General features: G+C 63.1%; 11 protein-coding genes and 1 tRNA gene. 6 read left to right on the top strand and 6 right to left on the bottom strand.

Features of this window, described 5'->3' with window-relative positions; all coding sequences use genetic code 11:
• Window positions 1-135: 135 nt before the first annotated feature.
• The 6 genes from mtgA to CXR43_RS14985 all read right to left on the bottom strand — a co-directional run bounded on the left by mtgA (window position 136) and on the right by CXR43_RS14985 (window position 9,790).
• The gene (gene mtgA, locus CXR43_RS15010) at window positions 136-870 is read right to left on the bottom strand and encodes a monofunctional biosynthetic peptidoglycan transglycosylase (RefSeq protein ID WP_103335236.1); all 735 of its coding nucleotides are present in this window, start codon (window positions 868-870) and stop codon (window positions 136-138) included.
• 86 nt (window positions 871-956) lie between these two features.
• Window positions 957-5,495: a glutamate synthase large subunit gene (gltB, locus tag CXR43_RS15005; RefSeq protein ID WP_103335234.1), complete on the bottom strand. Its 4,539-nt coding sequence runs from the start codon at window positions 5,493-5,495 to the stop codon at window positions 957-959.
• A gap of 3 nt (window positions 5,496-5,498) precedes the next feature.
• The gene (locus CXR43_RS15000) at window positions 5,499-6,284 is read right to left on the bottom strand and encodes a hypothetical protein (protein ID WP_210402102.1); all 786 of its coding nucleotides are present in this window, start codon (window positions 6,282-6,284) and stop codon (window positions 5,499-5,501) included.
• A gap of 118 nt (window positions 6,285-6,402) precedes the next feature.
• A complete protein-coding gene (locus tag CXR43_RS14995) occupies window positions 6,403-7,839 on the bottom strand; it encodes an NAD(P)-dependent oxidoreductase (protein WP_103335404.1) in 1,437 nt (478 codons plus the stop codon).
• A gap of 159 nt (window positions 7,840-7,998) precedes the next feature.
• Window positions 7,999-8,799 (bottom strand): undecaprenyl-diphosphate phosphatase, encoded by an 801-nt coding sequence (locus CXR43_RS14990; RefSeq protein WP_103335232.1) that lies wholly within the window; start codon window positions 8,797-8,799, stop codon window positions 7,999-8,001.
• A gap of 4 nt (window positions 8,800-8,803) precedes the next feature.
• Entirely contained in the window at window positions 8,804-9,790 is a 987-nt protein-coding gene (locus CXR43_RS14985) for a complex I NDUFA9 subunit family protein (RefSeq protein WP_103335401.1), read from the bottom strand.
• 165 nt (window positions 9,791-9,955) lie between these two features.
• Between CXR43_RS14985 and CXR43_RS14980 the strand changes: the two genes are divergently transcribed.
• The 6 genes from CXR43_RS14980 to hpf all read left to right on the top strand — a co-directional run bounded on the left by CXR43_RS14980 (window position 9,956) and on the right by hpf (window position 13,524).
• Window positions 9,956-10,040 (top strand) — tRNA-Leu (locus CXR43_RS14980).
• Window positions 10,041-10,140: 100 nt separating this feature from the next.
• Window positions 10,141-10,755 carry a ribonuclease D gene (locus CXR43_RS14975; RefSeq protein WP_103335229.1) on the top strand — a complete coding sequence of 205 codons (615 nt, stop codon included), beginning with the start codon at window positions 10,141-10,143 and terminating at the stop codon, window positions 10,753-10,755.
• Between the two features lie 84 nt (window positions 10,756-10,839).
• Window positions 10,840-11,445, top strand: coding sequence for an LPS export ABC transporter periplasmic protein LptC (gene lptC, locus CXR43_RS14970; protein ID WP_103335227.1), 606 nt, complete (start codon window positions 10,840-10,842; stop codon window positions 11,443-11,445).
• 28 nt (window positions 11,446-11,473) lie between these two features.
• Window positions 11,474-11,962, top strand: a complete 489-nt coding sequence (locus tag CXR43_RS14965; RefSeq protein WP_103335224.1) for an LptA/OstA family protein — start codon at window positions 11,474-11,476, stop codon at window positions 11,960-11,962.
• Window positions 11,959-12,720: an LPS export ABC transporter ATP-binding protein gene (gene lptB, locus CXR43_RS14960; protein ID WP_103335221.1), complete on the top strand. Its 762-nt coding sequence runs from the start codon at window positions 11,959-11,961 to the stop codon at window positions 12,718-12,720. The genes CXR43_RS14965 and lptB overlap by 4 nt, the downstream gene beginning before the upstream one ends.
• Before the next feature lie 228 nt (window positions 12,721-12,948).
• On the top strand, window positions 12,949-13,524 hold the full coding sequence (hpf, locus tag CXR43_RS14955) for a ribosome hibernation-promoting factor, HPF/YfiA family (protein WP_103335398.1): 576 nt from the start codon (window positions 12,949-12,951) through the stop codon (window positions 13,522-13,524).
• Window positions 13,525-13,548 lie beyond the last annotated feature (24 nt).

Below are 13,548 nucleotides of genomic sequence, written 5' to 3'. Positions count from 1 at the left end.
CCCCCAAAACCCTGCAACCGCCTCCTGCGTCCCTGGGGTCGCAGCGCAGCGCTGGCTGCTGCTATTATCTGTTCCTAAATATCCTCGGGGGGGTCCGGGGGGGCAGACAGCCCCCCCGGCCTTTCCCCAAAGCGCTCACCTGAAACACCCGTCGCGCCCGTCTGCGGCAATCGTCTCGGCCCCCGCCATGATTCCCCGCGTCCGGTTGCGCACAAAGCTGCTCGGGTCCGAGGCCGAGCGCGCCTTGGGATCGGGCAGAATGGCTGCCAGCCGGGCCGCTTGCAGCGCGCTCAGGTCACGGGCGTCCACACCGAAATAATGCTGCGCCGCCGCCTGCACGCCAAACACCCCTTCGTCAAATTCCGCAATGTTCAGATAGACTTCCAGAATCCGCTCTTTCGACCAGATCAGCTCCACCGCCGGGGTCAGCACCCCCTCCATCGCCTTGCGCAGCCAGGACCGGCCGTGCCACAGGAACACATTCTTCACCACCTGCTGGCTGATGGTCGAGGCCCCCCGGTTGCCACCTTGGGCCACCGCCGCGCGGATGGCGTTCATGTCAAACCCCCAGTGCAGGCAGAAATTCGCATCCTCTGCCGCCACCGCCGACCGACCCATCACCGGCGCAATCTGGTCAAACGCCACCCACTCACGCTCAACCCCGCCCAGACGCGCCGATTCCTGCAACTGGTAGATATTCACCGGCGGGTTGAGGAAGGAAAACAGCAGCACCAGCAGCGCGAAGAGCGCAGCCACCCCCAGCATCCCCCGCACCGCCCAGCGCAGCACGCGCCGTCGCAGCGCGCGGGCCGGGGCCAGAAGCGGGGCGGCATCATTGCCCTTGCGGGATTTTCGGGGTGCGCTTGCCATGCCCCGTTAGGCCCCAAGCGGCGCGCCGGGTCAAGATCTGACGCCGCAAAGCAAAGGGCCCCGCAGAGGGGCCCTTTTCCGTGTCGTTACTCCGCCGGAACCTTCACCGCCTCGTCGCTCAGCGGATGCGGCAGATGCACCAGCATCTCGGTCGGGCAGACCTGCAGGAAATTGGCCCGCTCCGTCTCCCAGTCCGACAGGATGGCGGCGGCCTTGCGGCTGCCGGTTTCGCGCACATGCGCCTCAATCAGGCTGCGCAGCTGCCGGTCCCAATGCGGGTGGCTGACCGCACAGGTCACCAGCGAGTCCATGTTGATGAAATCCTCGGCCACGCCACTCGGGTCATACAGATAGGCCATGCCGCCGGTCATCCCGGCCCCGAAATTCGCGCCGATCCGGCCCAGAATCACCGCCACACCGCCGGTCATGTATTCACAACCGTTCGACCCGCAGCCTTCGACCACCACATGCGCGCCCGAATTGCGCACCGCAAACCGCTCGCCCGCGCGCCCGCTGGCAAACAGATAGCCATCGGTCGCGCCATAGAGCACGGTATTGCCGATGATGGTGTTTTCCGACGCCTCCAGCGGTGACGACATCACCGGCCGCACCACAATCGTGCCGCCCGACAGGCCCTTGCCAACATAGTCATTGGCGTCGCCCATCACCTCCAGCTTCAGCCCCCGCGCGGCAAATGCCCCCAGCGACTGCCCGGCATTGCCGGTCAGCTTCACCGTCAGATGGTCGGGCTGCAGCGCGTTGCGCATGCCGAACTTGCGCACGATATGGCTCGATGCCCGCGTGCCGATGGTCCGGTGCGTGTTGCGCACGGCGTAAGACAGCTGCATCTTCTCGCCCTCTTCAAAGAAGCGCGCGCCATCCCGGATGATCTCGGCGTCCAGCGTATCGGGCACCGCATTGCGCGGCTTGCTGCGGTCATAGGTGATCCGGTTCGCCCCATCGACGGTGATCAAGAGCGGGTTGAGATCAAGGTCATCCAGATGCGCCGCACCGCGGGAAACCTGCGTCAGCAGATCCGCCCGCCCGATGATCTCATCCAAGGATCGCGCGCCGATCCCGGCCAGCAGCTCCCGCACCTCCTGCGCATAGAAGGTGATCAGGTTCACCACCTTGTCCGCCGTGCCGGTGAACTTCTTGCGCAACTCCTCATTCTGGGTGCAGACCCCCACCGGGCAGGTGTTGGACTGGCACTGCCGCACCATGATGCAGCCCATCGCGATCAGGGCTGCGGTGCCGATGCCATATTCCTCGGCCCCCATCATCGCCGCCATCACCACATCGCGGCCCGTGCGCAGCCCGCCATCGGTGCGCAGCGTCACCCGGTCGCGCAGGTTGTTCATGCTCAGCACCTGATGCGCCTCGGTCAGGCCCATTTCCCACGGCAGGCCGGCATATTTGATGCTGGTGCCGGGCGATGCCCCGGTGCCGCCGTTGTGCCCGGAAATCAGGATGATATCGGCCTTGGCCTTGGCCACGCCCGCCGCAATCGTGCCCACGCCCGACGACGACACCAGCTTCACCGTCACCTTGGCGCGCGGGTTGATCTGCTTCAGGTCATAGATCAGCTGCGCCAGATCTTCGATGGAATAGATGTCGTGGTGCGGCGGGGGCGAGATCAGCGTCACCCCCTTGGTCGAATGCCGCAGCCGCGCGATCAGCTCGGTCACCTTCATGCCCGGCAACTGGCCGCCCTCGCCGGGTTTCGCGCCCTGCGCCACCTTGATTTCCAGCTCTTCACAGGCGTTCAGGTATTCCGCCGTCACGCCAAAACGCCCCGACGCCACCTGCTTGATCTTGGCGCTCGGGTTGTCACCATTCGCCTCGGGCAGGAAATGCGCCGGATCTTCGCCGCCCTCCCCAGAGTCAGACTTCGCGCCAATCCGGTTCATCGCCACGTTCAGCGTCTTGTGCGCCTCTGGCCCCAGCGCCCCAAGGCTCATGCCCGGCGTGACAAACCGCTTGCGGATAGAGGTGATGCTCTCCACCTCCTCAATCGGCACCGGCTTGCCCAAGGGCTTGATGTCCAAAAGGTCGCGGATATGGATCGGCGGATTGGCCCGCATCGCCGCCGTGTACTGCTTCCAGATGTCAAAGCTGGCCCGGTCACAGGCCGCCTGCAGCATATGCATCGTCTGCGCTTCCCAGGCATGCTTTTCACCCGAGCGCCGCGCCTTGTAGAACCCACCGATCGGCAGCACATCGGCGCCGCCCAGCCAGCCCTTGGCATGCACCTCTTCCAGCTTCTGCTCGATGCCGGTCAGGCCGATGCCCGAAATCCGGCTGTGCATGCCGGGGAAATACTCCGCCACCATGGCGCGTGAGAGCCCCACCGCCTCGAAGTTCAACCCCCCGCGATAGCTGGAGATCACGGAAATCCCCATCTTCGACATGATCTTCAACAGGCCACCGTTGATCGCATCGCGGTAGCGCCGCATCGCATCGGTCAGGCTGCCATCCAGCAAGCCACGGGCAATCCGGTCGGCAATGGAATCCTGCGCCAGATAGGCGTTCACCGTGGTCGCGCCACAGCCGATCAGCACCGCAAAGTAATGCGGGTCAATGCATTCGGCAGACCGCACGTTCACCGAACAGAAGGTCCGCAGCCCCTTGCGCGTCAGCCAGCTGTGCACCGCACTGGTGGCCAGAATCATCGGCATCGGCACCTTGTCCGGCCCCTGATGCTCATCGGTCAGCACCAGATGGCTGGCCCCCGACCGCACCGCATCCTCTGCCTCGGCGCGAATACGCTCCAGCCCCTGGCGCAGATCGTCCAACCCCGCCGTCACCGGGAAGGTACAGTCGATATAGGCCACCTGCTCGCCGAAATGCTTGCACATCACGTCGAATTCCGCATTGGCGATGAACGGGCTTTCCAGCACCAGAATCTCGGTCTGGCTGGAGTTTTCATCCAGCACGTTCTTCAGGTTGCCAAACCGCGTCTTCAGACTCATCACCCGGCTTTCGCGCAAGGAATCAATCGGCGGGTTGGTGACCTGGCTGAAGTTCTGCCGGAAGAAATGCGACAGCGGGCGATAGATGCTCGACAGCACCGCCGCAGGCGTATCATCGCCCATGCTCGCGATCATTTCCTTGCCGTCCTCGGCCATCGGGGCCAGAACCTGCTCCAGCTCTTCCACCGTGAACCCCGCCGCAATCTGGCGGCGGCGCAGATCGGCCCCTTCAAACTGCGCGCGCTCAGGCACATCCCGCAGCAGGCTGTTCAGGTCGATGACCTTTTCGATCCACTCGCCATAGGGGTTCGAGGCCGCCAGTTTGTCCTTCATCTGCGCGTCGTGATAGAGCTTGCCCTCGGCCATATCGACCGCGATCATCTGCCCCGGCCCCAGCGCGCCCTTTTCGCGGATGGTGGATTCGTCCACCGGTACCATCCCCGCCTCGGACCCGGCGATCAGCAAGCCATCCCCGGTCACCACATAGCGCATCGGGCGCAGCCCGTTGCGGTCCAACCCGCCACAGACCCAGCGGCCATCGGTCATCGCCAGCGCCGCAGGCCCGTCCCAGGGCTCCATCACCGCGTTGCAATAGGCATACATATCGGCCCAGGCTTTCGGCATATCGGTCGTGGTCTTGCTCCACGCCTCGGGCACCAGCATGGTTTTCGCCATGGGCGCCGACCGGCCTGACCGCACCATCACCTCGAACACCGCATCCAGCGCACCGGAATCGGACGTGCCCGACGGGATGATCGGCTTGATATCCTCGGCCGCGTCACCAAAATTGTTCGACGCCATGCGGATCTCATGGCTTTTCATCCAGTTGACGTTGCCCTTCAGCGTGTTGATCTCGCCGTTATGGGCCAGCATGCGGAACGGCTGCGCCAGCCACCACTGCGGGAAAGTGTTGGTGGAATAGCGCTGGTGATAGATCGCAAAGGCGCTTTCAAACCGGTCGTCCATCAGATCGGGGTAGAACACCGCCACCTGCTCGGCCAGCATCATGCCTTTGTAGATGATGCTGCGGCACGACAGGCTGCACAGGTACAGCCCCTGAATCTGCGCCGCCATCGCTGCCTTCTCGATCCGGCGGCGGATGATGTACAGTTCACGCTCGAACTGCTCCTGATCGATGTCCTTTTCACAGCGGATCAGGATCTGCTCGATCTCGGGCCGGGTGGCATTGGCCTTCTCGCCCAGCACGGTGGTGTCCACCGGCACATGCCGCCAGCCATAGATATAATGGCCCATGCGCAGCACTTCGGCCTCGACAATGGTGCGGCACCGCTCTTGCGCGCCAAAATCGGTGCGCGGCAGGAACACCTGCCCCACCGCGACCAGCTTGCCCGTATCCGGCTCATGCCCGGTGCGGCGGATCACGTCATAAAAGAACTTGACCGGAATCTGCACATGAATGCCCGCGCCGTCGCCGGTCTTGCCATCGGCATCCACTGCGCCGCGGTGCCAGATGGCCTTGAGCGCATCAATCCCCGACTGCACCACCTTGCGGCTGGGCTTGCCGGAAATCGCCACCACCAGCCCCACGCCGCAGGACGAATGCTCATCATCCGCCTTGTACAGCCCGTTGGCATCCATAAAGGCGCGCTTGGCTTCCTCAGACTTTACCCAGGCATCATCATAGATCGTCATGGCTCACTCCTCTGGGCTGGCATTGTCGCCGGACAGCGCAGGCGCTCCGGCACGGCTAAAGTCTGGTGTCTTGCCCGGCCGGAACGCCGCCGGAACCGGCGTGGCATCGGGCAGGGCCTGGGTCATCAACGGGTCACAGTCGAACAACGGCTCGGTGGCCTCGAAACCGGGCTCGCCCGGAAACATGAACTCCACCGGGCTGCCATCCATCGGCAGGAAATCCCCGTCCGAACCGCGCCATTCCGACGGGCCGGAAAAGAAGATGCGCATCTCGGGGTGAATATATTCCCGCCCGCGCGACTGGCGCAGCACCACGCCCGCCTGATCGGTCTCGGTAAACTCGAACTGGGTTTCCTGCAGCGTCACGCCATCAATGGTCACGCTGCGCCCGGTCAGCGTGTCAAACCCGTTCACCCGGGTCCGCTCGCCATTGTCGCGGCTCAGGTTGAACTGAAACGTATCGGTGCCAGAGGCCAGCAATTCGGAAAATGATGCCGGGTCAGACGGGTTTGGGTCCAGCGTCTGGCGCACCACGCCCTCCCCCAGATCATAGCTTTCGACCCATTCGGCCTCATGGTTGATCCGGCTCAGAAAGAACGGCCCCTGCTGGTCAAAATCGGCGCGCCATTTGTCGCCCTCGGCATCGGCGCTGCAGGTGTAATGGTTCGACACCCGGCACTGCCGCGACTGCACGGTCATATAGGTGCTGCACCCCTCGGGCGGGCTGAAGGCCCCGGCAAAGGCGGGGGCGGGCAGCAGGGCTGCAATGATCAGCATCTGTTTCAACATAAACCCTGCCCTCCGATCAGGTCAGCCCTGCTGACCCGCACCACATTTGCCCACCGCACAAGGTGCCATACGCAAGCCATACCTTTGCCAGACGCAGATCATACGCTGGCCAGACCCGTTATTCTGCGGCCACGGCCCCGGTCTGCGCCAGATAGCCCATGATCGCCTCCGCCGCTTCGCGCCCGTCGCGGATCGCCCAGACCACAAGGCTCGCCCCCCGGACGATATCCCCCGCCGCATAGACGCCCGGCAGGCTGGTGGCATGGGTGCGGAAATCAGCCTTGATCGTGCCCCAGCGCGTCACCGCCAGATCGGGCACGCCCCACAGCGTCGGAATCTCCTCCGGCTCAAAGCCCAGCGCCTGCACCACCAGATCGGCGGGCTCGATATAATCGGCCCCCTCGATCAGCTCGGGCGACTGCCGGCCCGAGGCATCGGGCTGGCCAAGGCGCATCTTCTGCACCATCACCCCCTCAACAGCCTCCCCGGCGGTAAAGCCCTTGGGTGCAGAAAGCCAAACAAATTCAACGCCTTCTTCCTCGGCATTCTGCACTTCACGCTGGCTGCCGGGCATATTGGCCCGGTCGCGGCGGTACAGGCACTTGACCGAGGTCGCCCCCTGGCGAATGGCCGTGCGCACGCAATCCATCGCCGTGTCCCCACCGCCGATCACCACCACGCGCTTGCCCTGTGCGTTCAGCTCACCCGAGTCAAACTCCGGCACCTCGTCGCCAAAACTCTTGCGATTGCTGGCCGTCAGGTAGTCTAGCGCCCGCACCACACCCTGCGCCCCCACGCCGGGGGCCTCGATGTCGCGCGACTTGTAGACGCCAGTGGCAATCAGCACCGCATCATGCTGGCCCCGGATCGCATCAAAGCTGATGTCACTGCCCACCGCGCAATTCAGCACGAACTGCACGCCACCCAGCTCCAGCTGTTCAATCCGTTGCATCACAACGGGTTTTTCCAGCTTGAACCCCGGAATCCCATAGGTCATCAACCCGCCTGCCCGGTCATAGCGGTCATAGACCGTCACCTGATAGCCCCGGCGGCGCAGCACATCGGCGGCGGCAAGGCCCCCCGGCCCGGCCCCGATGATGGCCACGCTCTCGGCCCGCTCCACCGCGGGCTTGATCGGCTTGACCCAGCCATTTTCCCAGGCGGTGTCGGTGATGTATTTCTCGACCGACCCGATGGTGACCGTGCCATGACCCGATTGCTCGATCACGCAATTGCCTTCACACAGCCGGTCCTGCGGGCAGATCCGGCCGCAGATCTCGGGGAAGGTGTTGGTGGCCTGGCTCAGCTCATAGGCTTCTTCCAGCCGTCCCTCGGCGGTCAGCCGCAGCCAGTCGGGGATGTTGTTGTGCAGCGGGCAATGCGACTGGCAATAGGGCACGCCACATTGGCTGCACCGCCCCGCCTGTTCGGCTGCCTTCTCGGCGGCGAACTCGCGGTAAATCTCATGGAAATCCTGATTGCGCAAAGTAGGAGGGCGCTTTTCGGGCGTCTCTTTGGGCAGGGTCACGAATTTGAGCATTTTCTGCGTGGCCAAGGCTGCGTCTCCCATGCGGATATCGGGTGCGCCTTCATAGCCAAGCTGCATCTGGAATAAAAGTCAGCAATACTGACCTTATTTACGCTTTTCCTGCCCTTTGGTCAGCCATGTTGACTTTTTTTCGGAAGATTAGGTCAGCATGCGATACCTATACCCTCAGCCGACCGTCAAAAGAGCCACCAAAGCCACAGTGCCGACGATGATTCGCCACCAGCCAAAGACCGCATAGCCATTGCGCCCAACAAAGTTGAGCACGGCCCGCACCACAAGCAGGGCTGACACAAAGGCCACCGCAAAACCAACGGCGATATCGGCCATTGCTGAAAAATCCAGCATATCGCGCGATTTGAACAGATCATAGGCCACCGCCGCCCCCATGGTCGGCAAGCTGAGCAGAAAGGAAAATTCCGCCGCTGCCCGCTTTTCCACGCCCAGCAGCAGCGCGCCCACAATCGTGGCCCCGGACCGCGAAACCCCCGGAATCATTGCAACACATTGGCAGACCCCGATGATCAGCGCGGTCCGCAACGGCAGTCTGGTGGCGTCAAGATGCACAGGTGGCGGGGCGATCCTGTCAATCACCAGCAGAATGACACCGCCCACAATCAGCATCACCGCAATCAGCATCGGCGTGTCAAACAGCACGGTCTTGATGAAATCATGCGCCAGAAGGCCGATGAACACCGCTGGCAGAAAGGCAATCAGCAAAGACAGCAGCGACCGCCGCGCCACGGCATCGGTCCGCGCCTGCAAGGCAATCGCCGTCAGCTTGGCCGCATAAAGCGAGATCAGCGCCAGAACGGCACCCAGCTGAATCACCACCTCAAAGGTGTTTCCCGGACTGTCGAACCCCAGGAAATGGCCCGCCAGCAACAGATGGCCGGTCGATGACACCGGGATGAATTCGGTCAGCCCTTCAAGAAGACCCAGAAGCGCTGCAAGAAAGATATTATCCAAAAACTCAGGCCTTTTTCAGGTTCTTCGCCGATTTCTTGATCGCGGCATATTGGCCCGAAGGGCGGTAACGCCACAGATACTCCGGCAAGACCGACTCGATGGAGGTGGGGGCAATACCAAGCTGGGCAAAGCCCTTTGCATCCTTTGCCACCACATTGTCGCGCGCAAGGTTTTTCACCTGATCGCGGGTCAATGTCTTGTTTTCAAACAGGCCCACTGTCAGCGTTTGCAGCAGATCGAACGCCCCGCCCATCAGGCGCGCCACAAAAAACGGCACGTTCACAATCAGACGGCGGCGCTGGATCACCGCCAGCATCCGCTGCATCAATGCCCGGAAGCTGAGCACATCGGGGCCACCAAGCTCGTAGATGCCGGGTGCGGCCTGGCCCGTCGCGGCCAGCACGGCAGCCTGCGCCACATCATCCACATAGACCGGCTGAAACCGGGTATCCGCCCCCACGACGGGCAGGATCGGGGACAGGGTGGCCATGCCGGCAAAGCGATTGAAGAACTGATCCTCGCTGCCGAAAATCACCGAAGGGCGCAAGATCACCGCCGCAGGATAGGCCGCAAGCACCGCCTCTTCACCTGCGGCCTTGCTGCGGGCATAGTCGCTGTCGCTGCCGGTATCGGCCCCGATCGCCGACAGTTGCACCAGATGCGGCACGCCAAGCTCGGCGGCGATGCGGGCCACGCGCCCGGCCCCCTGCGCCTGAACCGAGTCAAAGGTGTTCTTGCCCGACCGGTTCAGAATGCCCACGCAATTGATCACCGCATCGGCACCCGTCATCACCGCCCGCACGCTGGCATCATCGCGGATGTTGCACAAAACGGGTTCAACCTGACCCGGCACGCCGTAAGGCCGCACGAACAGCGCGTCATTGGGGCGGCGCACCGCAACCCGAACGCGCCAGCCATCCTTGGCCATGCGCCTTGCGATGTAACGGCCCACAAAACCCGAACCGCCATAGATGGTGACAAGCTTGCCCATGCGCAGGACCCCTTTCGGCCAGACGAAACCTGAATGTTCCATAGCTTTCACGTCCCCTGCGGGCAAGATGAAAGGCCGTCGCAGGCTTTGTGCGAATTTTGAAAATCCTTGCTTGCGCCCCGTTGACACCCTCGCATTGCCCGCATAGAAGCCGCCTACACCATCGCCCAGATGGCGGAATTGGTAGACGCACTGGTTTCAGGTACCAGCGCTGCAAGGCGTGGAGGTTCGAGTCCTCTTCTGGGCACCAAATTCAAAACGGCCGTCCCCCGGGACGGCCGTTTTCATTTGTCCCGCCGCCTGCTAGAGCCATTGGCACCAGCGCTGCACGTCTTGAAAAGGGTTTCCGCGTGACGATTCATCTGCATCAGAATGACCTTCCCGATGGCCTGTCCCTTGGCCCCGTGGTGGCGATTGACACCGAAACCATGGGCCTTGACCCGCGCCGGGACCGGTTGTGCGTGGTGCAGCTGTCAGACGGCAATGGCGATGCACATCTGGTGCAGATCGCCCCGGGCCAGACCAGCGCCCCGAATCTGGAACGGTTGCTGACCGACCCGGACACGCTCAAACTGTTCCATTTCGGCCGCTTCGACATCGCCGCGCTGAAGAAAGCCTTTGGCGTCACCACCCAGCCGGTCTGGTGCACCAAGATCGCCTCGCGCCTGATCCGCACCTTCACCGACCGGCACGGCCTGAAATATCTGCTGCTGGAACTGGTCGGGGTCGATGTGTCAAAGCAACAGCAGACCAGCGACTGGGGCGCCGCAACCCTGACCGAGGCGCAAAAGGATTATGCGGCGTCCGATGTGCTTTACCTGCACGCCCTCAAGGCCGAGCTTGAAAAGCGGCTGGCCCGCGAAGGCCGCACCGATCTGGCCAACCGGCTGTTTGCCTTTCTGCCGACCCGAGCAGAACTTGATCTGATGGGCTGGGACGAGCCCAATGACATCTTCCATCACTAGGCGGCAGGCCGCCGAGGGCATGACAGCGCAGGTTGGGTTTTCCTGCCGCGCCCCTTACCCTTCGGCAAACAAGGGCGACGCCAGATGATGGATGCAGATTTTCACACCCGGCTGATCGGCTGGCTCAAGGTCATCCTGCCGCTCGCGGCGCTTGCCCTCCTGTCAACGCTGTTTCTGGTGGCGCGGACCATCAATCCGGACGATGCCCTGCCCTATGCCGAGGTTGATGTCGAAGACCGTCTGCGCGAACCCCGGATGACCGCGCCCACCTATGCCGGGCTGACCAGCGACGGTGCGGCACTTTCCGTCAGCGCGGATGACGCGAGGCCCGTGGCGGCCGATGGCTCGGGGGCCAGTGCCAGCGCCCTGACGGGCCTGCTTGAAACACCCGATGGCGGCACGACACGGCTGGTGGCCGGCGCCGGCCGGCTGGACCCGGCGGCGCGGCAGGTTCTGTTGTCGGGCGGGGTAACGGTCTCCTCCTCCAGCGGGTGGACAGTGGTGGGCGACCGCCTGACCGCCGCCATGGATACGACAGATATCGCGCTGCCCGATCCCGTCACCGCCACCGGACCGGCAGGCGTCGTCACCGCCGACACCATGCGCTTGACACAGGACGCGCGCCATACTGGTGCCTATGTTCTGGTTTTCAACGGAACGGTAAAGCTGATATATACGCCCACGAATTGACCAGATGATCCATTATTGCAGGCAAAATATGTCCCATTTCTTGCGCGTGCTGTGCCTTGCGGCCGCACTCTCCGGCCCAGCCATGGCGCAGCAGACCGATATCCGCTTTGGCGGGCTGCAACAGGACACCACTTTGCCTGTCGAGGTCACGTCAGACTCGCTCTCGGTCGATCAGGCCAGCGGGGCAGCGCTGTTCACCGGAAATGTAACCGCAAAACAGGGCGACATGCGCCTGACCGCAGGAACCATCCGGGTGGAATACGCGGCCAATGGTGCGGGCATCGACAAGCTGATCGCCACGGAAGGGGTGACCCTGGTCAGCCCGACCGACGCCGCCGAAGCGTCCGAGGCGGTCTACACCATCGCCAGCGGCGCCGTGGTGATGACAGGCAATGTCTTGCTGACCCAGGGCGCGGCCGCGATTTCCGGTGACAGACTGACCGTCAACCTGACCGACGGCACCGGCACCATGACCGGCCAGGTCCGGACGATCTTCACCCCGGGTGGCGCGCCTTGACCCCTGTCCCATCCTTGTCCGTCACCACCGGCAGCGCAGGTCTGGTGATCCGGTCCCTGCGCAAAAGCTACAAGAAACGCCCCGTGATCCGGGATGTGTCGATGCAGTTGAACCGGGGCGAGGTTGTGGCCCTGCTGGGGCCGAACGGGTCGGGCAAGACCACCTGCTTTTACGCGATTGCCGGGCTGGTCACGCCCGAAGGCGGGCAGGTCATCATCGATGGCAAGGATGTGACCGCCCTGCCAATGTATCGCCGCGCCCGGCTTGGCATCGGCTATCTCCCACAAGAGGTCAGCATTTTCCGCGGCCTGTCGGTTGAAGACAACATCCGGGCCGTGCTGGAGATCACCGATCTCGACCGGCACAAGCAGCGCGAACGGCTGGAAGACCTGCTGTCCGAATTTTCCATCACCCACCTGCGCCGCGCGCCCGCGCTCGCGCTGTCGGGCGGGGAACGGCGGCGCGTGGAAATCGCGCGCTGTCTGGCGGCCAATCCGAAATATCTGCTGCTCGATGAACCCTTTGCCGGGGTAGACCCGATTGCGGTGGGCGAAATCCGGGGTCTGGTCCATGATCTGAAATCGCGCGGCATCGGCGTGCTGATCACCGATCACAATGTGCGCGAAACGCTGGAGATTGTGGACCGCGCCTATATCCTGCACGACGGCCATGTGCTGATGAGCGGGACCACGGATGAGGTGGTGCGCGATGAAACGGTGCGCCGTGTCTATCTGGGACAAAATTTCCGCATTTCCTGACCCTGCCCGTATGACATCCCTGTGACGATTCGGTTGACAAGGCGGGCCTGCCTGTCGCCAAATACCCGTGATGCGTGCAAGAACCCGCCTGTGCCAGCCCTGCCCCACGGTTGCCTGCCGGCCCGCAACCTTGCAGATGCGCCACCGATCCCCATGTCAAAGACAGAAGACCTTTGCCACCGCGCCCCGGCCCGCTGGCAGACCAAGAAGCCGCGCGGAGGAACCATAATGCGCTATCAGATCAGTGGAAAACAGATCGACGTCGGAGAGGCCCTGCAGACCCATGTGAAGTCCGAACTTGGCGAGGTGGTCGAGAAATACGCCCAGCGACCCACCGAGGCTGTCATCGTCTTTTCCCGGGTGGCGCATGAATACGTGTGCGAAACCGTCATCCACCTGTCCACCGGGCTGACCGCACAGGCCAAGGGCCATGCGACCGAAATCTATGCCGCTTTCGAATCCTGCCGCGAGAAGATGGACAAGCAGCTGCGGCGCTACAAACGCCGGATTCGCAACCATCATTCTGCCCGAACGTCACCTGTTGAGTTTGGCGGGGCATCCTCGTATATCCTCGCCCCAACCGAAGACGCCGAGGATGTGGAGCCGGACAGCCTTCAGCCCATCGTGATCGCCGAGATGGAGACGAAGATTCCTTCGATCACCGTCGGCGAAGCCGTGATGCAGCTGGAACTCAATGGCAACCGGATGCTTGTCTTCCGCAACGAAGGGCACGGCGGGGTGAATGTGGTCTATCGCCGGGATGACGGCAATATAGGCTGGATCGACCCGCGTAACAGCAAGTAAGGGCAGCGTTTCGGCTGTTCGGGA

It is taken from the genome of Pseudotabrizicola formosa (assembly GCF_002900965.1).
Classification (GTDB): domain Bacteria; phylum Pseudomonadota; class Alphaproteobacteria; order Rhodobacterales; family Rhodobacteraceae; genus Pseudotabrizicola; species Pseudotabrizicola formosa.
The sequence above is the reverse complement of the archived record's forward strand: the minus strand, read 5'-3'. Positions and strand labels throughout refer to the sequence as shown.

Bases quoted from the DNA above. Each gene is read 5' to 3' on its own strand.
- mtgA (WP_103335236.1), bottom strand. From the start codon at position 870: ATGGCAAGCGCACCCCGAAAATCCCGCAAGGGCAATGATGCCGCCCCG.
- gltB (WP_103335234.1), bottom strand. From the start codon at position 5,495: ATGACGATCTATGATGATGCCTGGGTAAAGTCTGAGGAAGCCAAGCGC.
- CXR43_RS15000 (WP_210402102.1), bottom strand. From the start codon at position 6,284: ATGTTGAAACAGATGCTGATCATTGCAGCCCTGCTGCCCGCCCCCGCC.
- CXR43_RS14985 (WP_103335401.1), bottom strand. From the start codon at position 9,790: ATGGGCAAGCTTGTCACCATCTATGGCGGTTCGGGTTTTGTGGGCCGT.
- lptC (WP_103335227.1), top strand. From the start codon at position 10,840: ATGATGGATGCAGATTTTCACACCCGGCTGATCGGCTGGCTCAAGGTC.
- CXR43_RS14965 (WP_103335224.1), top strand. From the start codon at position 11,474: ATGTCCCATTTCTTGCGCGTGCTGTGCCTTGCGGCCGCACTCTCCGGC.
- hpf (WP_103335398.1), top strand. From the start codon at position 12,949: ATGCGCTATCAGATCAGTGGAAAACAGATCGACGTCGGAGAGGCCCTG.